This window comes from Streptomyces sp. ISL-43, from assembly GCF_018614195.1.
Classification (GTDB): Bacteria; Actinomycetota; Actinomycetes; order Streptomycetales; family Streptomycetaceae; genus Streptomyces.
Map to the genome: position 1 here is coordinate 36,386 of NZ_JAGGOT010000104.1, position 20,976 is coordinate 57,361.

General features: G+C 70.5%; 18 protein-coding genes, 1 tRNA gene, 1 pseudogene and 1 riboswitch. Of the genes and pseudogenes, 13 read left to right on the forward strand and 7 right to left on the reverse strand.

Going from position 1 to position 20,976, the window contains the following annotated elements:
* Positions 1–225: 225 nt before the first annotated feature.
* Positions 226–397: riboswitch (cyclic di-AMP (ydaO/yuaA leader) on the forward strand.
* A gap of 2 nt (positions 398–399) precedes the next feature.
* The 9 genes and pseudogenes from J7F03_RS39205 (at position 400) to J7F03_RS39245 (ending at position 9,115) form a co-directional block, all read left to right on the forward strand.
* Positions 400–1,092: a transglycosylase family protein gene (locus J7F03_RS39205; protein WP_214957992.1), complete on the forward strand. Its 693-nt coding sequence runs from the start codon at positions 400–402 to the stop codon at positions 1,090–1,092.
* Positions 1,093–1,388: 296 nt separating this feature from the next.
* On the forward strand, positions 1,389–2,675 hold the full coding sequence (gene eno / locus J7F03_RS39210; RefSeq protein ID WP_214957993.1) for a phosphopyruvate hydratase: 1,287 nt from the start codon (positions 1,389–1,391) through the stop codon (positions 2,673–2,675).
* Positions 2,676–2,797: 122 nt separating this feature from the next.
* Complete coding sequence (locus J7F03_RS39215) at positions 2,798–3,286, forward strand: septum formation initiator family protein (protein WP_214957994.1); 489 nt, start codon at positions 2,798–2,800, stop codon at positions 3,284–3,286.
* A 69-nt stretch (positions 3,287–3,355) separates the two neighbouring features.
* Complete coding sequence (locus tag J7F03_RS39220; RefSeq protein ID WP_214957995.1) at positions 3,356–3,907, forward strand: DUF501 domain-containing protein; 552 nt, start codon at positions 3,356–3,358, stop codon at positions 3,905–3,907.
* The gene (locus tag J7F03_RS39225) at positions 3,904–4,857 is read left to right on the forward strand and encodes a Ppx/GppA phosphatase family protein (RefSeq protein ID WP_214957996.1); all 954 of its coding nucleotides are present in this window, start codon (positions 3,904–3,906) and stop codon (positions 4,855–4,857) included. Before J7F03_RS39220 ends, J7F03_RS39225 begins: the two co-directional genes overlap by 4 nt.
* A gap of 323 nt (positions 4,858–5,180) precedes the next feature.
* Positions 5,181–5,612 (forward strand): annotated as a pseudogene (locus J7F03_RS39230) (DUF5753 domain-containing protein); the annotation flags it as partial.
* A 65-nt stretch (positions 5,613–5,677) separates the two neighbouring features.
* Positions 5,678–5,803 (forward strand): DUF397 domain-containing protein, encoded by a 126-nt coding sequence (locus J7F03_RS39235; RefSeq protein WP_374104455.1) that lies wholly within the window; start codon positions 5,678–5,680, stop codon positions 5,801–5,803.
* 429 nt (positions 5,804–6,232) lie between these two features.
* Positions 6,233–7,618 (forward strand): NAD(P)/FAD-dependent oxidoreductase, encoded by a 1,386-nt coding sequence (locus J7F03_RS39240; RefSeq protein WP_214957997.1) that lies wholly within the window; start codon positions 6,233–6,235, stop codon positions 7,616–7,618.
* Between the two features lie 180 nt (positions 7,619–7,798).
* Positions 7,799–9,115, forward strand: a complete 1,317-nt coding sequence (locus J7F03_RS39245; protein ID WP_214957998.1) for a cyclopropane-fatty-acyl-phospholipid synthase family protein — start codon at positions 7,799–7,801, stop codon at positions 9,113–9,115.
* Positions 9,116–9,219: 104 nt separating this feature from the next.
* On the opposite strand, the gene J7F03_RS39250 is transcribed toward J7F03_RS39245, so the two are convergent.
* Both J7F03_RS39250 and J7F03_RS39255 read right to left on the reverse strand, forming a co-directional pair.
* Complete coding sequence (locus J7F03_RS39250; protein WP_214957999.1) at positions 9,220–11,772, reverse strand: ABC transporter permease; 2,553 nt, start codon at positions 11,770–11,772, stop codon at positions 9,220–9,222.
* 53 nt (positions 11,773–11,825) lie between these two features.
* Positions 11,826–12,590, reverse strand: a complete 765-nt coding sequence (locus J7F03_RS39255) for an ABC transporter ATP-binding protein (RefSeq protein ID WP_214958007.1) — start codon at positions 12,588–12,590, stop codon at positions 11,826–11,828.
* Between the two features lie 451 nt (positions 12,591–13,041).
* On the opposite strand from J7F03_RS39255, the gene J7F03_RS39260 reads away from it, so the two are divergent.
* A tRNA-Leu gene (locus J7F03_RS39260) sits at positions 13,042–13,123 on the forward strand.
* 210 nt (positions 13,124–13,333) lie between these two features.
* Positions 13,334–14,191 (forward strand): Bax inhibitor-1/YccA family protein, encoded by an 858-nt coding sequence (locus J7F03_RS39265; protein WP_214958000.1) that lies wholly within the window; start codon positions 13,334–13,336, stop codon positions 14,189–14,191.
* Between the two features lie 165 nt (positions 14,192–14,356).
* Here J7F03_RS39265 and J7F03_RS39270 read toward each other — a convergent pair whose 3' ends face one another.
* Positions 14,357–14,587: a DUF4287 domain-containing protein gene (locus tag J7F03_RS39270; protein ID WP_214958001.1), complete on the reverse strand. Its 231-nt coding sequence runs from the start codon at positions 14,585–14,587 to the stop codon at positions 14,357–14,359.
* Between the two features lie 101 nt (positions 14,588–14,688).
* On the opposite strand from J7F03_RS39270, the gene J7F03_RS39275 reads away from it, so the two are divergent.
* Complete coding sequence (locus tag J7F03_RS39275) at positions 14,689–15,066, forward strand: hypothetical protein (protein WP_214958002.1); 378 nt, start codon at positions 14,689–14,691, stop codon at positions 15,064–15,066.
* Here the strand turns inward: J7F03_RS39275 and J7F03_RS39280 are convergent.
* From J7F03_RS39280 to J7F03_RS39290, 3 genes are all read right to left on the reverse strand, one after another.
* Positions 15,050–15,871 carry a hypothetical protein gene (locus tag J7F03_RS39280; protein WP_214958008.1) on the reverse strand — a complete coding sequence of 274 codons (822 nt, stop codon included), beginning with the start codon at positions 15,869–15,871 and terminating at the stop codon, positions 15,050–15,052. The two genes, J7F03_RS39275 and J7F03_RS39280, sit on opposite strands and share 17 nt — an antisense overlap.
* A 314-nt stretch (positions 15,872–16,185) precedes the next feature.
* Entirely contained in the window at positions 16,186–17,406 is a 1,221-nt protein-coding gene (locus tag J7F03_RS39285; protein ID WP_214958003.1) for an acetyl-CoA C-acetyltransferase, read from the reverse strand.
* A gap of 67 nt (positions 17,407–17,473) precedes the next feature.
* Complete coding sequence (locus tag J7F03_RS39290) at positions 17,474–18,589, reverse strand: SGNH/GDSL hydrolase family protein (protein ID WP_214958004.1); 1,116 nt, start codon at positions 18,587–18,589, stop codon at positions 17,474–17,476.
* 157 nt (positions 18,590–18,746) lie between these two features.
* Here J7F03_RS39290 and J7F03_RS39295 point away from each other — a divergent pair, with 157 nt between their 5' ends.
* Complete coding sequence (locus tag J7F03_RS39295) at positions 18,747–20,132, forward strand: cystathionine beta-synthase (RefSeq protein ID WP_214958009.1); 1,386 nt, start codon at positions 18,747–18,749, stop codon at positions 20,130–20,132.
* Positions 20,133–20,524: 392 nt separating this feature from the next.
* Here J7F03_RS39295 and J7F03_RS39300 read toward each other — a convergent pair whose 3' ends face one another.
* Positions 20,525–20,908, reverse strand: coding sequence for a hypothetical protein (locus J7F03_RS39300; RefSeq protein WP_214958005.1), 384 nt, complete (start codon positions 20,906–20,908; stop codon positions 20,525–20,527).
* Positions 20,909–20,976: the final 68 nt, after the last annotated feature.

Here is a 20,976-nt window from a genome sequence, read left to right on the forward strand (position 1 = left end):
GACATGTGTCTCTTCCGGTCAACTGGCGTGTCCGGTCCGGAGGGTTCCGCAAACCCCGCCCTCACCTGCGCAAACGCCGACGGGAAGAGCGCAAGTAGGCCCGTTTCTCCCCGATGTCCCTCGTTGAACATCGGGGAGAGACCTGACTACCTTCTGAATCGCTCGCCACCGCGGGCTCCTTCGACCGCATCGCCGAATCCTGCCGGCGGACGGAGGGAACACACGTCGCGTAAAGCGCCGAAGGCAGGAGCGGGGGAACCAAGGTAGGCGCCGGAACCGGCCGTTGAGAGACGGTCACGGAACCGGCTAGGGGTTAAGCCGAGCGCTAGGTCGCTCGGCCGGGCACTCACTCGCCCGAACCCGACAGCTCACCTCGTAGGCGTCGGTGAGGAGAACTCCATGCTGATTTCCGGCAAGGGCAAGCACCGTCGCGGTTCCAAGGCCGTCCGCATCGTCACGCTCGCCGGTGTCGCAGGTGTCGCCGTCGCGGCGCCGCTGATGGCCGCCGGCACCGCGTCCGCCGCGACCGCTTCCGAGTGGGACCGCGTCGCCTCGTGCGAGTCCGGTGGCAACTGGTCCATCAACACGGGCAACGGCTACTACGGCGGCCTGCAGTTCTCGTCCTCCACGTGGGCCGCGTACGGCGGCAAGACGTACGCCGCGCAGGCCAACCAGGCCTCCAAGTCGCAGCAGATAGCCATCGCCGAGAAGGTCCTCAAGGGCCAGGGCAAGGGCGCCTGGCCGTCCTGTGGCGTGGGCCTGTCGAACTCGTCCTACACGGGCGGCGCCACCGAAACCCCCAAGCCGAAGGCCGAGCCGAAGAAGCAGGAGAAGAAGGCCGAGCCGAAGAAGGAGACCAAGCGCGCCGAGGCCCCGGTCACCCGCTCCGACCGCCCGGCCGCCGCCGCGCCGAAGACCGAGGCCCCCAAGACGGGCAACGGCTCCTACGAGGTCAAGTCCGGCGACACGCTGGGCGACATCGCCGCGGCGAACAACCTCTCCGGCGGCTGGGAGAAGCTCTTCGAGCTCAACAAGGACATCGTCTCGGACGCTGACCTGATCTTCCCGGGCCAGAAGCTGAAGCTCAGCTGAACCCCGCGGTAACGGCGGCAGGACCGCCGTCCGCACCCCGCAGAACTCCCACCGCCCGGCGCGCAACCCCCCTCGCGCCGGGCGGTGCTGTGTGCCGGTTTCCGGCCGCGGACCTGCCCGGAAACCGCGATTATCCAGAGTCGTATGTCCCGTAAGAGGGGCATTCAGTCCCTTTTTCGTCCCAGGACCCGGGCAGTCGGCCGGCCGAGTGCCCGGAGCCGGATAGGCTCTAAGCGGCAAGGCCATCCCACGGCCTGACACGCCACCGCACACTCAGCGTCACATCCCAGAAGGAGATGCTCGTGCCGTCCATCGACGTCGTCGTAGCCCGGGAAATCCTGGACTCCCGAGGCAACCCCACGGTCGAGGTCGAGGTGGGCCTCGACGATGGCAGCACCGGCCGTGCTGCAGTCCCGTCCGGCGCCTCCACCGGTGCATTCGAAGCCGTAGAGCTCCGTGACGGTGACCCCGACCGTTACATGGGCAAGGGCGTCGAGAAGGCCGTCCTCGCCGTCATCGAGCAGCTCGGCCCGGAGCTCGTGGGCTACGACGCCACCGAGCAGCGCCTGATCGACCAGGCGATGATCGACCTGGACGCCACCGAGAACAAGGGCTCCCTCGGCGCCAACGCCATCCTCGGTGTCTCCCTGGCCGTCGCGCACGCCGCTGCCGAGGCTTCGGACCTTCCGCTCTTCCGCTACCTCGGCGGTCCGAACGCGCACCTGCTGCCCGTTCCGATGATGAACATCCTCAACGGTGGGTCGCACGCCGACTCCAACGTCGACATCCAGGAGTTCATGATCGCCCCGATCGGCGCGGAGTCCTTCTCCGAGGCCCTTCGCTGGGGTGCCGAGGTCTACCACACCCTCAAGAAGGTCCTGCACACCAAGGGCCTCTCCACCGGTCTGGGCGACGAGGGCGGCTTCGCGCCGAACCTGGAGTCGAACCGCGCCGCGCTCGACCTCATCGTCGAGGCCATCAAGCAGGCCGGCTACGTCCCGGGCCGCGACATCGCGCTCGCGCTCGACGTCGCCGCGTCCGAGTTCTACAAGGACGGCAAGTACGAGTTCGAGGGCCAGTCCCGCTCGGCCGCCGAGATGACCGAGTACTACGAGGAGCTCGTCTCCGCGTACCCGATGGTCTCCATCGAGGACCCGCTGTTCGAAGACGACTGGGCGGGCTGGAAGGTCCTCACCGACAAGCTGGGCTCCAAGGTCCAGATCGTCGGCGACGACCTCTTCGTCACCAACCCGGAGCGTCTGGCCCGCGGTATCGAAGAGGGCTCGGCCAACGCCCTGCTCGTCAAGGTGAACCAGATCGGTTCGCTGACCGAGACCCTCGACGCCGTCGAGATGGCCCAGCGCAACGGCTTCAAGTGCATGATGTCGCACCGCTCCGGCGAGACCGAGGACGTCACCATCGCCGACCTCGCGGTCGCCGTGAACTGCGGCCAGATCAAGACCGGCGCCCCGGCCCGCTCGGACCGCGTCGCCAAGTACAACCAGCTGCTGCGCATCGAGGAGATCCTCGACGACGCCGCGGTGTACGCGGGCCGCTCCGCCTTCCCGCGCTTCAAGGGCTGATCACCGGCTGATCACCGGCTGAACAGGCTTCGGGGGCGCTAGCCTCCCTACGTCCCCGCACTCGGTCCCGTACCGTGTGCGGGGACGTATTGCGTAGCGCGTGTACAAGGGGAGGCGGATCAATGGCCGGGAACCGGGACCGGTTCGCCACGTTCTCGACCGCGACCAGGCTCAAGCAGCTGGGCGAGCGGACCGCGGCGCACGTCTACCGCTCCCAGTCCCGCCGCCAGGTCCGCCGCAGCCGGCTCACCGGCCGGGCCGCCCTGCTCGTCCTCGTCCTCTGTACCCTGGTCGTCGCCCTCGCCTATCCGATGCGCCAGTACGTCTCCCAGCGCTCGGAGATCGCGCAGCAGCAGAAGGCCGCCGCCACCGCGCGGGAGCGGCTGGAACGGCTGCGCGACGAGAAGGCCCGCTGGCAGGACAACGCGTACGCGGAGCAGCAGGCGCGCAAGCACCTGCACTTCGTCCGGCCGGGGGAGATCAGCTACATCATGAACGACCCCGGGGCCGAGGCCGCCGAGCACCGGCGCAGCGGACAGGCCGCCACCGACCGGCCCTGGTACTCCAACGTCTGGGACGGCGTCGACAAGGCCGACCGCCCGGGCGACTGAGGACGTACCCGATTGAATACGTACTCGACGACGAGCCCATCCACGAGAACGAAAAGACTTCCTCCAGGCATGCAGACGCCCCCGCCCCAAACCGACCGGACCGAGCCGACCGACGCCGACATCGAGGCGTTCGAGCAGCAGCTCGGCCGCCCGCCGCGCGGGCTGCGCGCCATCGCGCACCGCTGCCCCTGCGGGCAGCCGGACGTGGTGGAGACCGCCCCGCGGCTCCCCGACGGCACGCCCTTCCCGACGCTGTACTACCTGACCTGCCCGCGCGCCGCCGGTGCGATCGGCACGCTGGAAGCCAACGGCGTGATGAAGGAGATGCAGGCCCGGCTCGCCGTGGACCCGGAGCTGGCCGACGCCTACCGGGCCGCGCACGAGGACTACATCACCCGCCGCGACGCCATCGAGGTGCTCCAGGGCTTCCCGAGCGCCGGCGGCATGCCGGACCGGGTCAAGTGCCTGCACGTACTCGTCGGCCACTCGCTGGCCGCGGGCCCGGGCGTGAACCCCTTCGGCGACGAGGCCCTGGCGATGCTGCCCGAGTGGTGGGCCAAGGGCGCCTGCGTCACCCCGTGCGGGGAGAAGAAGGACGACACGAAGGAGTCGGACGCGTGACCCGGGTCGCGGGCATCGACTGCGGTACGAACTCCATCCGGCTCCTGGTCGCGGACTGCGACCCCGCCACGGGCGAGCTCGAGGAACTGGACCGGCGGATGATCGTCGTCCGCCTCGGCCAGGGCGTCGACAAGACGGGCCGCCTCGCCCCGGAGGCGCTGGAGCGCACCTTCGCGGCCTGCCGCGAGTACGCGGCGGTCATCAAGGAGCTCGGCGCCGAGCGGGTGCGCTTCGTGGCGACCTCGGCCTCCCGGGACGCCGAGAACCGGGACGAGTTCGTCCGGGGCGTCCTGGACATCCTGGGCGTCGAGCCCGAGGTGATCTCCGGCGACCAGGAGGCGGAATTCTCCTTCACCGGCGCCACCGGGGAGCTGACGGGCCGCGCCGACCTGGAGCGCCCCTTCCTGGTGGTGGACATCGGCGGCGGCTCGACGGAGTTCGTGGTCGGGGTCGAGCACGTCCAGGCGGCCCGCTCGGTCGACGTGGGCTGTGTCCGGATGACCGAGCGCCACCTGATGGTGGACGGGGTCGTCACCGACCCGCCGACCGGGGCGCAGGTCGCTGCCATACGGGCCGACATCGAGGCGGCGCTGGACCTGGCCGCCGAGAGCGTCCCGCTGGGCGAGGCGCGCACCCTGGTCGGGCTGGCCGGTTCGGTGACCACGGTCGCCGCGATCGCGCTGGGCCTCACGGAGTACGACTCGGCGGCGATCCACCACTCCCGGATCCCGTACGGGAAGGTCCGCGAGATCAGCGAGCGGATGCTGACGCTGACGCACGCCGAGCGCGCGGCGATCCCGGTGATGCACCCGGGCCGCGTCGACGTGATCGGAGCGGGCGCCCTGGTCCTGCTGGCGATCATGGAACGCGTCGGCGCGTCGGAGGTCGTGGTCTCGGAGCACGACATCCTGGACGGGATCGCCTGGTCCCTCGCGGCCGACGCCGAGTAATTTCAGTCGTTTCCGGAGCCCGGTCCCGCGAGGGGCCGGGCTCTTCGGGTTCCCTGCCGGGTGTCATGGAGCGCCGGTGCTGCCCTGCCAGACCAGCTCGGCGCGTACGGCCTTGCCGAACGGGCGGGGGTCGACGGACCAGCTGACGGCGAGGGCAGACCGCCAAGGTCGCGGCCAAGGGGCAGGACATCACCGAGCTGCTCGACCTCTACGAGGGGATCGGGCGCGATGTGGACGGCGAACTGCGCGCCGCGTTGCTGACGCTGACGAAAGAAGGCGCGCAGCGGGGATGGTGGCACTCGTATCGCGGTGTCCTGAGCCCGGTGTACGAAGACCTGATCTCGCTGGAGGCCGAGGCGGACTCCGCCAAGACGTGGCACCTCGGCGCGATCCCCGGACTGCTCCATACGGCGGAGTACGCGAGGGAGATCATCAAGGCGACGGCCATGTCCGAGGCGGCCGAGGCCAAGGTGGACGCGCTGGTCGAAGTTCGGCTCGCGCGGCAGGCGATCCTCACCCGGGAGGAGCCGTTGAAGCTCTGGGCGGTCATCGCCGAGGGCGCCCTGCGGACGCGGACCGAGGATCCGGATGTGATGCGAGAGCAGCTCGGCCGCCTGCTGGCGATGGGCAAGCGTCCCAACATCAACGTCCAGGTGCTGCCGTCGGCGGCGCCGCCGCACGTCGGACAGCTGGGCAGCTTCTCCATCCTGGGGTTCGGTGATCACGAGGACCTCGATGTCGTCCACACGGAGGCGCTGACCTCCGGGCCTGGTGGAAGTCCTCGCGGAGCGACACGGGGGCCCAGTGCGTCGAATGCGGCATTGTCGACGCGGGTGAGCGCGTCCTCGCGGTGCGCGACAGCAAGGTCCCGGCCGGTCCCGCGCTGCTGCTCTCGTACGCCGCGTTCGGTGGTCTGGTCGATGGTCTCAAGCAGGGCGCCCTCTAGGGCTTCAATGCCTGACTGGAGGGTGGGCGGGGGCCTTCTGGGGCCTTCGGAGGGCCTTACGGAGGCCTTAGGTCCCGTCCTCCACATGAACTTCGTGAAGTTCTTCACAAGGAAAAGATGCCCGTGAGGGCTCCAGAGGGACCTTTTGGGCGACTCGAGAGCCCCTCGGGCCTTCTTTTTGCTCGCGTTCGTGCGAATGGAGGCCGTCGCGAGGTTCCGGCGGTAGGTATCCACGAACCGGGTGGTCTACGCCGCTTAAGGGGTCGGAGCCCAGTTCAGGACGGGTGTTCAACGACTCCCGTTACACCCTGGTTCCCCCCTCGCGCCATGACCTCGGTCACGTGGGCGGCGGAGTGTAGCAGAGGGTCTCCAGACCCTTGTGAAGGGGCTCACGAGCGTCACCCCTTGGGGTGCTGGATACTCGTTTCCATGAGCACCACGGAGCGTCCCAGGATCCTCGTTGTAGGAGGTGGGTACGTAGGCCTGTACGCGGCCAAGCGCATCATGAAGAAGATGCGCTACGGCGAGGCGACCGTCACGGTCGTCGACCCGCGCTCGTACATGACCTACCAGCCCTTCCTCCCCGAAGTGGCCGCAGGCAGCATCTCGCCGCGGCACGTCGTCGTACCTCTGCGACGCGTGCTGCCCAAGGCTGAGGTTCTCACCGGCCGCGTCACCAGCATCGACCAGGACCGCAAGGTCGCCGTCGTCACGCCGCTCGTCGGCGAGGCGTACGAGCTGCCCTTCGACTACCTGGTGATCGCGCTCGGCGCCATCTCCCGCACCTTCCCGATCCCCGGCCTCGCCGAACAGGGCATCGGTATGAAGGGCGTCGAAGAGGGCATCGGCCTGCGCAACCACGTACTCGAGCAGCTCGACAAGGCCGAGTCCACGACGGACGAGGACGTCCGCCGCAAGGCCCTCACCTTCGTCTTCGTCGGCGGCGGCTTCGCCGGTGCGGAGACCATCGGCGAGGTCGAGGACATGGCCCGCGACGCCGCGAAGTACTACACCAGCATCAAGCGCGAGGACATGCGCTTCATCCTGGTCGACGCGGCCGACAAGATCCTTCCCGAGGTCGGGCCCAAGCTCGGCGTCTGGGGCAAGGAGCACCTCGAGTCGCGCGGCATCGAGATCTACCTGCAGACCTCCATGGACTCCTGCGTCGACGGCCACGTGGTGCTGAAGAACGGCCTCGAGGTCGACTCCAACACCCTCGTGTGGACCGCGGGCGTCAAGCCCAACCCGGTCCTGGCCCGCTACGGCCTGCCGCTCGGCCCGCGCGGCCACGTGGACGCCGCGCCGACCCTCCAGGTCACGGGCACGGACTACATCTGGACCGCCGGCGACAACGCCCAGGTGCCGGACCTCGCCGCCCGCAAGGCCGGCGTGGAGAACGCCTGGTGCCCGCCGAACGCCCAGCACGCGCTGCGCCAGGCCAAGGTCCTCGGCGACAACGTCATCTCCGGTATGCGCGGCTTCCCGCAGAAGGAGTACGAGCACGCCAACAAGGGTGCGGTGGCGGGCCTCGGCCTGCACAAGGGCGTGGCGATCGTCGTCATGGGCAAGATGAAGATCAAGTTCAAGGGCCGCCTCGCCTGGTACATGCACCGCGGCTACCACGGTCTGGCGATGCCGACCTGGAACCGCAAGATCCGCGTCTTCGCCGACTGGACCCTCGCGATGTTCCTCAAGCGCGAGGTCGTCTCCCTCGGCGCGCTGGAGACCCCCCGCGAGGAGTTCTACGAGGCCGCCAAGCCGGCCCCCGCTCCGGTCGCCGCGAGCGCCCCGGCGCAGAAGGCCAAGGCCTCCTGACCGGCTCCGGCCGGCCGGACGAAGAGAACGACCCAGAGCAGGACCCAGCGTGACCCGAAGGGGCCGCCCGCCATCCGTGGTGCGGGCGGCCCCTTTGGCGTACCCGGATGCGCATCGCAGGCTTGACCGGCACCGGAAATGGGTAGGCCGTCCGGTCGGAACTTTCTGGAGGTGCCTACGATGAACGACGCCGCGCCGCGGCTGGCTGCCTTAGCCGAAACCCTGATGGGCGCCCCCCTGCCCGTACGCATACGGGCCTGGGACGGCAGCGAGGCCGGCCCGACCAGCGGTCCCACCCTGGTCCTGAACCACCGGCGCGCCCTGCGCCGGATCCTGTGGAAGCCGGGCGAACTGGGCCTGGCCCGCGCCTGGGTGTCCGGGGACCTGACCGTCGAGGGCGACCTGTTCGACCTGCTCGACCGAGTCGGCGGGCTGCTCTGGGAGCGGGACCCCGAACCCGTCCGGGCCGCCAAGGGCGCCGGACCCGCCGCCCTGCTGCGCGACCCCGACGCGCGGGCCGCCGTACGCTCCCTCGTGGGTATGGCCCGGCCGTGGCCGGCGCCCGCCCCGCCGCCGGAGGAGGCCGTCCGGCGCGCAGGACCCCGGCACACCAAGGGCACCGACCGCCGGGCCATCAGCCACCACTACGACGTGGGCAACGAGTTCTACGAACACGTGCTCGGCCCCTCGATGGTGTACTCCTGCGCCTACTGGACCCCCGGCGGGAGCCTGGAGGACGCCCAGCGCGACAAGCTCGACCTGGTCTGCCGCAAGCTCGCCCTGCGCCCCGGCGACCGGCTCCTGGAGGTCGGCTGCGGCTGGGGCTCCATGGCCCTGCACGCGGCCCGGGAGTACGGGGTCAGGGTCACCGGCATCACGCTCTCGCGCGAGCAGGCCGCCTACGCCCGCAAGCGGGTCGCCGAAGAGGGCCTGGCCGACCTGGTCGACATCCGGGTGCAGGACTACCGGGACGTCCAGGACGGCCCGTACGACGCCATCTCCTCCATCGGGATGGCCGAGCACGTCGGCGCCGAGCGCTACCGCACCTACGCCCACACCCTGTACGGGCTGCTGCGGCCCGGCGGACGGCTGCTGAACCACCAGATCGCGCGCCGCCCCGAGCCGGACGAGGAGGCGTACCGCATCGACGAGTTCATAGACGCCTACGTCTTCCCCGACGGCGAGCTGTCCCCGATCGGCACCACCGTCGGCGAGCTGGAGCGCGCCGGCTTCGAGGTCCGCGACGTGGAGGCGCTGCGCGAGCACTACGCGCTCACCCTGCGGGCCTGGGTGGCGCGGCTGGAAGAGCACTGGGAGGAGGCGGTCCGGCTGACCTCGCCCGGGCGGGCCCGCGTCTGGCTGCTGTACATGGCGGCCTCGGCGCTCGGCTTCGAGCACAACCGGCTCGGGGTCAACCAGGTGCTCGCCGTGCGCACCGGGAACCGGTCGGCCTCCGGGATGCCGCTGCGCGCCCGCGACTGGGCGGCGCAGGGCTAGGCACACGGGCCCGGGAACGGGCCCGGGAACGGCGAAGGGCCCCGCGACGGGAGAGGTCGCGGGGCCCTTGGCCTTCGTACGGGGGCGGGGTGGCGCCTTGTCGGCTACTCCGTCTTGATCGCGGTCAGCATGTTCAGCCGGGCGGCGCTGCGGGCGGGCCACATGGCCGCCAGGGCGCCGACGATGCCGGCCAGCAGCATGAAGATCGCGATCCGATCGAAGGGGATGACCAGGGCGTAGTTCGGGATCGAGCCCTTGATGGTCTCGCCGACGGCCCAGGCGATGAAGGTGCCGAGGGCGACACCGATGACCGCGCCGAAGAGCGAGATCACGATGGCTTCCAGGCGGATCATGTTCTTGACCTTGCCGCGGTCCAGGCCGATCGCCCGGAGCATGCCGATCTCCTGCGTCCGCTCGTACACGGACATCGCCAGGGTGTTGACGACGCCGAGGACCGAGATGATCAGGGCCATGGCGAGCAGGCCGTACATGATGTTCAGGGCGGTGTTGATCAGGCCGCCCATCTCGTTGCGGATGTCCTGCTGGCTGGCGAAGGTGATCGCCGGGTTCTTGCCGAGGGCGTCGACGAGGGACTTCTCGGCCTTCTCGGAGGCGCCGCCGTCCATCTTGACGTAGACCTCGCGCAGGTACGGCTCCTCGGTGTGCTTGTTGAGGATGTTGTAGTCGATCACGTAGGGGGAGAGCATGCCCTCCATGTCCTTGTAGATCGCGCCGACCTTGAGGTCCGCCTGCTGGTTGTCGTCGAAGGTGGCCTTCAGGGTGGAGCCGACCGACAGGCCGCTGTCCTTCGCGGTCTTCTCGGCGACCGCCACCTCGCCCTTGGCGAGGCTGTCGAGCTGCCCGCCGACCACGTCGAAGTTGAGGAGCTGCCCGATGGTGGCCGGGTTGACGCCGGACACGGAGCGGTAGTCCTCGCCCTCACCGATCCGCAAGTCGCCGGCCTGCTGCGGGGAGACCGCCTTGACGCCCGGGGCCTTCTCCAGGGCCGGGATCACGGACGGGTCCAGGTTGCCGAAGGTGTCGCCCATGGAGACCTTGTAGTCGGCCTTGAGGTTGTCCGTCGTCATCCGGTCGATGGCCTTGCCCATGGTGATGCCGAGCACGGACAGGGCGGTGACCAGGGTCAGGCCGATGGCGAGGGAGGCGGCGGTGACGGCGGTGCGGCGCGGGTTGCGGACCGCGTTCTGCGCGGCGAGCTTGCCGGCGACGCCGAACACCTTCTCCAGCAGCGGGCGGACGGCCGCGATGACCGGGCGGGAGAGCGCCGGCAGCAGGATGATGATGCCGATCATCGTGAAGAAGGCGCCGGCGCCGATCATCATCTTGCCGTCCTTGCCGGTCAGCGCGCCGCCCAGGATGGCGACCAGACCGAGCAGGGTGACCGAGCCGCCGATGCTGTTGCGCAGCACCAGGGACTTCGCGGAGGCCGGCAGGTGGGCGCTGCCCATGGCGGCGACCGGGGCGATCTTCGCGGTGCGGCGGGCGGGCAGCCAGGCGGCGAGCATCGTGACGAAGACACCGATGCCGATCGCGGCGGCGATGGTGCCGGGGGCGACGACCAGCGGACCGGCCGGGATCTTGGCGCCGAAGGCCCCGATCGCGGAGCGCATCGCGACGGCGAGGCCGATACCGGCGACCAGGCCGATGACGGCGGAGATCACGCCGACGACCAGGGCCTCGGCCAGGACCGAGCGCTTGACCTGGCCGCGGTTGGCGCCGATGGCGCGCAGCAGGGCCAGCTCCTTCGTGCGCTGGGCGACCAGCATGGTGAAGGTGTTGTAGATCAGGAAGACACCGACGAAGAGGGAGATGAGCGCGAACACGAGCAGCATCTGGTTCATGTTGCTCATGCCCTTCTCGATCTGCTCGGCCTGCTCGGCCGCGAGCGCCGCGCCGGTCTGGGCCTTGGCGTCCTTGCCGACGAGGGGCTTGATCTCGGCGAGGAGCTTGTCGGCGTCGGCGCCGGCCTTGGCGCTGACCGAGAGCTCGTCGTAGAAGCCGGGCTTCAGGTAGAGCTGCTGGGCGGTCGGGGTGTCGAACAGGACGAGCGAGCCGCCCGCGTTGACCGCGCCGTCCTCGGTGGTGAAGATGCCGGCGAGGGTGTACTCCCTGGCCGGGCCGTTGTCGGCCACCCGGACCTTGTCGCCGACCTGGTACTTGCCGCGCTTGGCCGTCTCCTTGTCGAGGGCGATCTGGTCGGCGGTGGCCGGGCCGCTGCCCTCGGTGAAGGCGTAGCGGGGGTCCTTGCCGTCCTTCAGCGGGACGAAGTTGGCGCCGGTGTTGGACCAGCCGGTGCCGATCAGCTTGCCGTCCTGGTCGCCCACGGCGGCGAAGCCGTGGACGCGGCCCGAGGCGGCGTCCACGCCGTTGAGCGCCTTGACCTTGTCGAGGGTCTGCCGGCTGATGCCCGGCTCGCCCTCCCTGACCCCCTCGTCGTTGCGGGAGGGGCCGTAGGAGGTGACCGAGACGGCGACACCTTCGAAGCTCTTGGCGGACTGGTTCGACATCGCCTTGCCGACGGTGTCGGTGAAGACGAGGGTGCCGGAGACGAAGGCGACGCCGAGGACGACGGCGAGCACCGTCATCAGCAGTCTGGCCTTGTGCGCGAGCACGTTGCGCAGGGCGGTACGGAACATGGTGGAGGAGTCCAGTTGGTAAGGGGTCAGCGGGGACGGGGAGGGGGCGTCCCTCAGCTGGTGCGGCCCTTGGCGTCGAAGGCCTTCATGCGGTCGAGCACGCCCTCGGCGGTCGGGCTCAGCATCTCGTCGACGATGCGGCCGTCCGCGAGGAAGATGACGCGGTCCGCGTAGGAGGCGGCGGCCGGGTCGTGGGTGACCATGACGACGGTCTGGCCGAGCTCGCGCACGGAGTTGCGCAGGAAGCCGAGGACCTCGGCGCCGGAGCGCGAGTCCAGGTTTCCGGTGGGCTCGTCGCCGAAGATGATCTCGGGGCGGGAGGCCAGGGCACGGGCGACCGCCACGCGCTGCTGCTGGCCGCCGGAGAGCTGGGTGGGGCGGTGGCCGAGGCGGTCGGAGAGGCCGACCATGGAGATCACCGAGTCCAGCCACTGCTTGTCGGGCTTGCGGCCCGCGATGTCCATGGGGAGCGTGATGTTCTCCAGGGCCGTCAGCGTCGGCAGCAGGTTGAAGGCCTGGAAGATGAAGCCGATCTTGTCCCGGCGCAGCTGCGTGAGCTGCTTGTCCTTCAGGGTGGAGAGCTCGGTCTCGCCTATGCGGACGGAGCCCGCGGAGAAGGTGTCCAGGCCGGCGACGCAGTGCATCAGCGTGGACTTGCCGGAGCCCGAGGGGCCCATGATCGCGGTGAACTGGCCCTGCGCGAAGTCGACGGTGACGCTGTCGAGGGCGACCACCTGGGTCTCGCCCTGGCCGTACACCTTGGAGAGGCCGGTGGCGCGGGCGGCGACGGCCTGAGTGGTGTGCGGGGCGTAGTTCATGGTGGTCACGGGAGCGGCTCCTTGGGCTGCGGACCGGGCTCACGGTCCGCGATCGGCGGGACTCCCCCATCCTCGCGGCGCCCCACCCCGCTCCGGATCAGCCGCGGTGCCCGTTCTCGGGCCCACTGGAGGCTGACCGCGGAGGTGTCCGCCTCCTCCTTTGGTATGACGGGCGTCCGGCCGGAGGAGGGGGAGGCCGCAGTCGGGGCCCCGGGGCGGCCGGAGCTCCAGGGGTGGCGAACGGGGTGGCGCGGGCCATCGAAATCCCGTCAATCCCACGGCGGCCATGATCGACGCCCGGAGGGGGCCGACCGTGTGTTCTGCGCCCTGACGGCCCATCAATCGCCAATAAAATCAGACAACATCGACGAGATGCCCAGGTCGGGGCACAGACGTTCCCGATAGGCTCGGCACCGCGTTCAAGGCTTTTCCCAGGGGGCCGATACGCCCTGCCCGGATGGTGGAATGCAGACACGGCGAGCTTAAACCTCGCTGACCTTCGGGTCGTGCCGGTTCAAGTCCGGCTTCGGGCACGACGGCGTTCCGCGCAGACCGGAACGCGCGGGCGGCGGGGGCGCCACGGGCACCCCCGCCGTCCCACAGGCCCCACCACGACACCCCGCCGTCCCGCGGGCCCGCCCCGTACCACCGGGCAAAGATCCTCCTCCAGCAGTAGGGCGATTCCTTTGCGTTCGCATTACTCTTGACTCCAAGGCCGCGCACGGTGGCCATGGAGGAGTGAGATGAGGAGCAGTAACCCGGTCTTCTCGCGACGGGGGTTCAGCCGCGACAACGGTGCTTACGCGGGCTTCGGCACGCAGCAGCCCCAGGCCCAGGCCGGGACCGCCACCAACCCGTACGCGACCAACCCCTACGCGACCGACCCGGCCACGGGTATGCCGCAGGCGCCGGTCCGCGGCAACGCGATGACCATCGACGACGTCGTGAGCCGTACGGCTCTGACGCTCGGCACGGTCATCCTGACGGCGGCCATCTCCTGGATCGCGCTTCCGGTCGACCCGGCCAACATCAACAAGTCGTACGGCATCGCCGTCGGCGCCGCGCTCATCGCGTTCGTCTTCGCGATGATCCAGTCCTTCAAGAGCAAGCCGGTTCCGGCGCTGATCCTGGCCTACGCGGCCTTCGAGGGCGTCTTCCTCGGCGTCATCAGCTCGGCCGTCAGCGCCCAGCTCGGCCCCGGCACGGTCGTCCAGGCCGTGATGGGCACGATGTGCGTCTTCGCCGGCGTGCTGATCGCCTACAAGATGCGCTGGATCAACGTCAACCGGCGCTTCGTCGGCTTCGTGATGGCCGCCGCCATGGGCTTCATGCTCCTGATGGTCGTCAACCTGCTGTTCTCCGTCTTCGGTGGCGGCGACGGCCTGGGCTTCCGCAGCGGCGGTCTCGGCATCCTCTTCGGCGTCATCGGCATCATCCTGGGTGCCTGCTTCCTCGCCATGGACTTCAAGATGGTCGAGGACGGCGTGGCCTACGGCGCCCCGCGCGAGGAGTCCTGGCTGGCGGCCTTCGGCCTCACCATGACCCTGGTGTGGATCTACATGGAGATGCTGCGCCTGATCTCCATCCTCAAGGGCGACTAGTACGGGCCGGTGCCCACCGGCACCGGCCGCCGCCTGAAAGACGTACGGGGAAGGCCCCGCGAGCACGCGCTCGCGGGGCCTTCCCGCATGTCGGGGGCCGGCAGGGGATCGGGGGTGTGCGGACGGGCGTGATCGGAGACGGGACGGGACGGGGCAGGGGCTCGCTCAGCCGAACTTGCGGGCGGCCCTGCGCAGGTCGTACTCGTGGATGATCGCCTTCGCCTGGCCGTACGAGAGCTCGTGCGCCCCGCGCAGCCAGCTGACCTTCTCCTCGAACCGGACGAGGGAGGGGCCGTCGTCCACGGTGCGGAGCCAGTCGGAGAGTTCACGACCGGTGGTCAGGGGGATTCTGTCGATCATGTTGCGGTGTGTCTGCTCGGAGAACTCTACGGACATGGGCGCCTCCGGAGGTATCGCCGTGCTGTTCTCTTCACGCCACCGTGCCGGAGAGTTCGCCCGTTGGCAATGGTGCAAGACCGGCGCGTAAGGTCGGCCGGGTGCTCGATACCTCACCCCTGACCACCGTCGTGGAACGTTTCGCCGACCGTCTGCGGGCCGCGCCGCAGAGCCGGCTCCAGCAGGGTGCCGCCCAGGTGGCGCTGGAGCTGGCCCGGGAGCTCTCCGTACGGGCGCAGCGGCTGGAGGCGGCCGCCGAGGGCGGCGGGGACGCCGCGGGGGCGGCTCCGGCGCGGGAGATGCCGGACGCCGGGATCTTCGTCGTCGGGGACCAGGTGGCCGTGGCCGGGGCGGACCTCGCCGAGGCCCTGCGCGCCGCCGGATCCGAGGCGGGCGCGAACGGCGCGAAGGCCCCGTCCGAGGTGCTGGACGAGGCCGTTCGACTGGTGGAGCTGGCGGAAGTCAGAGCGATGCGATGACGCGGTCCGCGAGGATGTAGACGTTGCTGTCCGGGTCCTCGGCGTCGCCGCAGGAGAAGGTCAGGGCGTAGGCGCCGGAGATGCCCGAGCCGCCCAGCAGGATGGGCGCGCTGCCCGAGCGCAGGGCCTCGGCCAGCCGCTCGGCGGTCTCCCGGTGTCCCGGGGTCATGCAGAGCGTGGTGCCGTCCGTGAAGACGTACACGTCGAGGGTGCCCAGCGGGCCGGGGCGGACGTCCGCGAGGGCCGTACGGGCCTCCGCGAGCTCCTCCAGGCGGTTGACCGTGCGCTCGTGGTCGGCGCCGGGGTGCGAGGCCTGGGCGGGCACGAAGTCGGGGTGCGAGGGGTGGCGCCGGCGGGCGGCGGCGAGCTCGGCCGAGTCCTCGGGGTAGGCCGGGTACTCGTCGGCCCCATCGAGCTCCTCGCCCAGGATCGGCTCCAGGCCGACCAAGTCCACCTGCCGGGGCAGGAAGACCGGGCCGTCCTCGCCGAGTCCGGACAGGCCGCCCAGAAGCGAGGGGGCGTCGGCGGCGTCACGGGCCTCCTGCGCGGCCCAGAAGGCCCGCGCCTCGGCGAGCTCGCGCTCGCGCTCCTCGGCCAGGGCCTCGGCGACCGCGGCTCGTATCTCGGCTGCGGGGGACTCCACGGCGCTGCGGGCGTGCGGGACGGTCACACCGCGGGGGTGCGGCGACACGGCGAGCTCACCGCGCAGGGCGGTGACCTGCTTGCGCAGGCCGTGGACGGCGTGCAGCGCAGCAGCGCCCACGGCCGTGGCAGCGGCCGTGGTCAGCAGTAGGGCAAGAGGCATGGCGCTCACTGACTAACTCCTGATTGATTCGATCCCCCGACTTCCTACATCAGCTTGTCCCGACCTGGGAATGGCCTGCAGTGCATTACGTCATGAATTGGACAGGCCTTTCGTCCCGACGCCCCCGTTGGAATACGGCCTGACCTGCGAAAATGAAGATCCCCCAGGACTAAGGTCACATCCTGGGGGACATTTGGTTACAGAATGGCCGCGACAGGATTAGATTCGACGTCAGTACGGCGTACGGGACCAAGCGGATCCCGTACGGCGCCTGGCATCGGACCTTGATCCCGATCGGCCCGGCCGGCCTCGGCTCAGCTCAGGCGCTCGATGACCATGGCCATGCCCTGTCCGCCGCCGACGCACATGGTTTCGAGGCCGAACTGCTTGTCGTGGAACTGCAGGCTGTTGATCAGCGTGCCCGTGATGCGCGCGCCGGTCATCCCGAAGGGGTGACCGATGGCGATGGCCCCGCCGTTGACGTTCAGCTTCTCCAGCGGGATCTCGAGGTCCCGGTAGGAGGGGATCACCTGGGCCGCGAAGGCCTCGTTGATCTCGAACAGGTCGATGTCGCCGACGGTCAGGCCCGCCCGCTGCAGCGCCTGCTTGGAGGCCTCGACCGGGCCCAGGCCCATGATCTCGGGGGAGAGGCCGGTGACGCCGGTGGAGACGATCCGGGCCAGCGGGGTCAGACCCAGCTCGCGGGCCTTGGTGTCGCTCATGACGACCAGCGCGGCGGCGCCGTCGTTCAGCGGGCAGCAGTTGCCGGCGGTGATCAGGCCGTCGGGGCGGAAGACCGGCTTGAGGCCCTGGACGGCGTCCAGGGTGACCCCGGCGCGCGGGCCGTCGTCCAGCGAGACGACCGTGCCGTCCGGGGTGGTGATCGGGGTGATCTCGCGGGCCCAGAAGCCGTTCTTGATGGCTTCCTCGGCCAGGTTCTGCGAGCGCACGCCGAACTCGTCCATGTCGGCGCGGGTCACGCCCTTGAGGCGGGCCAGGTTCTCGGCGGTCTGCCCCATCGCGATGTACGCGTCGGGGGTCTGGCCGTCCTCGCGCGGGTCGTGCCAGGCGGAGCCGGTGCTCTGGGCGACCGAGGCCGTACGGGCCTCGGAGTCGGCGAAGAGCGGGTTGTGCGTGTCCGGCAGGCCGTCGGAGGAGCCCTTGACGGTCCGAGACACCATCTCGACGCCCGCGGAGATGAAGACGTCGCCCTCGCCCGCCTTGATGGCGTGCAGCGCCATCCGGGAGGTCTGGAGCGAGGAGGCGCAGTAGCGGGTGATCGTGGTGGCGGGCAGGTGGTCCATGCCCATCTGCACCGCGACGATCCGGCCGAGGTTGTGGCCCTGCTCGCCGCCCGGCAGGCCGCAGCCCAGCATCAGGTCGTCGATCTCGCGGGGGTCCAGGCCGGGGACCTTGGCGAGGGCGGCCTGGATGACCGTGGCGGTCAGATCGTCCGGGCGGACGTCCTTGAGGGATCCCTTGAAGGCGCGCCCGATCGGCGACCGGGCGGTGGAAACGATGACGGCTTCGGGCATCGGGGCTCCAAGGGAGGTGGTGTCGTACCGGGACCGCATGCGAAGTTACCGCCCCGTACCGTCGAAATCACTGCCCTTGGGATGTGACTCCGGTCGCTCTGGTCGGCCCTTGGGGGGCCTCCCCGCCGGCACCTCCCGCCTTCCCGGCCCCCGCGGCCCCGCCCGCGCCGGCCGGTGCGGCGTGCTCGGGGTCCGCGGGGGCGGTGAGGTCCTCGCCCGGCACCTGCCGCCTGCGCCGGTGCTTGAGCAGGGCCCACGGCCCGCGCGCGCCCGTGACCTCCGTGCCCGCCTGCCCCGCGGCCGCCGACGCGGCCTTGGCCACCGGGAGCATGTCCTCGTCCCGCGAGACGTCCAGCCGGTCCGACTCGGGCCAGACGCCCAGCGCCGCGCACAGGGTCGGCAGGACGGCCATCGCGGCGGTCGCGTACCCCTCCGCGGAGGGGTGGTAGGAGTCCGGGCCGAACATCTCGCGCGGGTTCGCCGCGAACTCCGTCCCCATCAGGTCGCCGATCGAGACGGTACGGGCGCCCAGCGCGACCACCCCGATCGTCTGGGCGGCGGCCAGCTGGCGCGAGACCCGGCGGGCCAGCCACCGCAGCGGCTGGTAGACCGGCTCGATGGTGCCGAGGTCCGGGCAGGTGCCGACCACGACCTCGGAGCCCGCGAGCCGCAGCCTGCGTACGGCCGAGGTCAGCAGCCGCACCGACTGGGTCGGCGGCATCCGGCGGGTCACGTCATTGGCGCCGATCATGATCACGCACACGTCGGGGGCCGGCCCGTCACCGTCCAGCAGCAGCCCCGTCTGCCGGTCCAGGTCGTCCGACATGGCCCCGGACAGCGCCACGTTGCGCAGCTCCACCGGCCGCTCGGCCACCGCCGCCAGCCCCGAGGCCAGCAGGGCGCCCGGGGTCTGACGAGCCCGCCGCACCCCCAGCCCGGCGGCCGTGGAATCGCCCAGCATGCCGAACCGCAGCGGACCCGGACTCAGTTCCGGCCCGCCGAACTCGCTCCCGTACAGCCCGTCCGCGCGCGGCGGGTCCGCCAGCCCGGTGCCGACCGTCCGCTTCGCGAACTGCATCTCCGCCACGACCAGCCCCACCGCGGCGGCCCCGACGAGCCCCAGCCCGCCCCCGCCGTACGCCGCGCCCGCCGCGATCCGGCGTGCCGTCCTCGCTCTGGACATCCTTCAAGCCACCTCCTCGCCCTCACGGCCGGTTCCTTGCGCTGTCCCACGGTCCTGTCGACCTACCTGCCCTGTACTGCCGGTCGGCCAATCCCTTTCCGCATAGTCTGGCCGTGCCTCCCGGAGAACCCGTGGAGTCCCCTCCTTGGAGAACATGGTGCAATTCCACGACTCGATGATCAGCCTCGTCGGCAACACCCCGCTGGTGAAGCTCAACCGTGTGACCGAAGGCCTGCAGGCCACCGTCCTTGCCAAGGTCGAGTACTTCAATCCCGGCGGCTCCGTGAAGGACCGCATCGCGGTCCGGATGATCGAGGCCGCCGAAGAGAGCGGAGCGCTCAAGCCCGGCGGCACCATCGTGGAGCCCACGAGCGGCAACACGGGTGTAGGACTCGCCATCGTGGCCCAGCAGAAGGGCTACAAGTGCATCTTCGTCTGCCCTGACAAGGTGTCGATGGACAAGATCAACGTCATGCGCGCCTACGGCGCGGAGGTCGTGGTCTGCCCGACCGCCGTCGACCCCGAGCACCCGGACTCGTACTACAACGTGTCCGACCGCCTGGTACGCGAGACGCCCGGCGCCTGGAAGCCCGACCAGTACAGCAACCCGAACAACTCCCGCTCGCACTACGAGACCACCGGTCCCGAGCTGTGGGAGCAGACGGCCGGGAAGATCACCCACTTCGTGGCCGGCGTCGGCACGGGCGGCACGATCTCCGGTACCGGCCGGTACCTCAAGGAGAAGTCCGACGGCCGCGTGAAGATCATCGGCGCCGACCCCGAGGGCTCGGTGTACTCCGGCGGTTCGGGGCGCCCGTACCTCGTCGAGGGCGTCGGCGAGGACTTCTGGCCGACGGCCTACGACCCCGACGTGACGGACGAGATCATCGCGGTGTCCGACAAGGACTCCTTCCAGATGACCCGCCGCCTCGCGAAGGAGGAGGGCCTGCTCGTCGGCGGCTCCTGCGGCATGGCGGTCGTCGCCGCGCTGAAGGCGGCCGAGGGCCTCGGCCCGGACGACGTGGTCGTCGTCCTGCTCCCGGACAGCGGGCGCGGCTACATCAGCAAGATCTTCAACGACGAGTGGATGGCCGGACACGGCTTCCTGGAGGATGCCGGCCCGTCGGCCCGCATCCGTGACGTGCTCGCGGACAAGGCGGGCGGCATCCCGTCCCTCGTCCACATGCACCCCGAGGAGACCGTCGGCGAGGCCATCGAGGTGCTGCGCGAGTACGGCGTCTCGCAGATGCCGATCGTCAAGCCGGGCGCCGGTCACCCCGACGTGATGGCGGCCGAGGTCATCGGCTCGGTGGTCGAGAAGGAGCTGCTGGCGGCGCTGTTCGCGCAGCGCGCGTCCCTCGGCGACCCGCTGGAGAAGCACATGAGCGCGCCGCTGCCGCAGGTCGGCTCCGGCGAGCCGGTGTCCGAGCTGATGGCGGTGCTCGGCGAGGCGGACGCGGCGATCGTGCTGGTCGAGGGCAAGCCGACCGGTGTGGTGAGCCGTCAGGACCTGCTGGCGTTCCTGGCGAAGAGCGCGAAGTAGCCCCTGCGGTGCCGCGCGCGGCCGACGCGCAAACGGTACGGGCCCGTCACGTGGCGGCAGCACCCGCTTAACACGCCTCCGGCACAGTGGTGGTTGTCGGCAGGGAAGCCCGGGAGACCGGGACCGGCCGGCACCACGAACGGCGTCGACGCAACTCCGGAGCGGCTCCCGGACTGCGTGGTCGCCACGGACGCGCGGACGGCCCTGACCCGGCCCGTGTCCTTCGCGGGGACCGCCGTCGTCCCGCCCCCGGGCAACCGGGGTGCGGCGGTTCCCGCGCCGAACGCAGAGAATCCCCCCGGACCAGGTCCGGGGGGATTCTCTGCGTTCGGCGGCGGCTCGGCGGTTCCGGGGCTCTGCGGTTCCGCGGCGCCGCCGCGCACCCCGACCGGTCAGACCGGCGGGTCCGCGGTGCGGCGCCGGCGCGGGAACCCGGAGGCGTGGACGTAGTTGACGCCCAGGATGCCGAGCCAGACGACCACCAGACCGCTCAGGCGGGCCTGGGCGGCCCCGATCGCGGAGAGCGGGATGGCCAGCACCAGGGTGATGATCGCGAAGCCGAAGCGTTCGCCGAAGTTGCCGTCCTCGGAGGACCGCGCCGTGCCGCGGACCTCGCCGCGGGCCGCGGACAGGCGTTCCTCCGCGAGGCGGCGGCGGACCTGCGTGTCGACCTTCTCGACGAACGAGTCCACCAGCGCGTCCTCGTACTCCGGCCCGAGCTCCCGCCGGGCGTCGAGCGTGGCGTCGAGTTCCTTCTTCAGCTCCTGGGACTCCATGCCGCCACCCTAGGAACCGCCGCCCGCGGCCGCACTGGGGCTAGCCCCAATGCCGTTGACATTGGGTT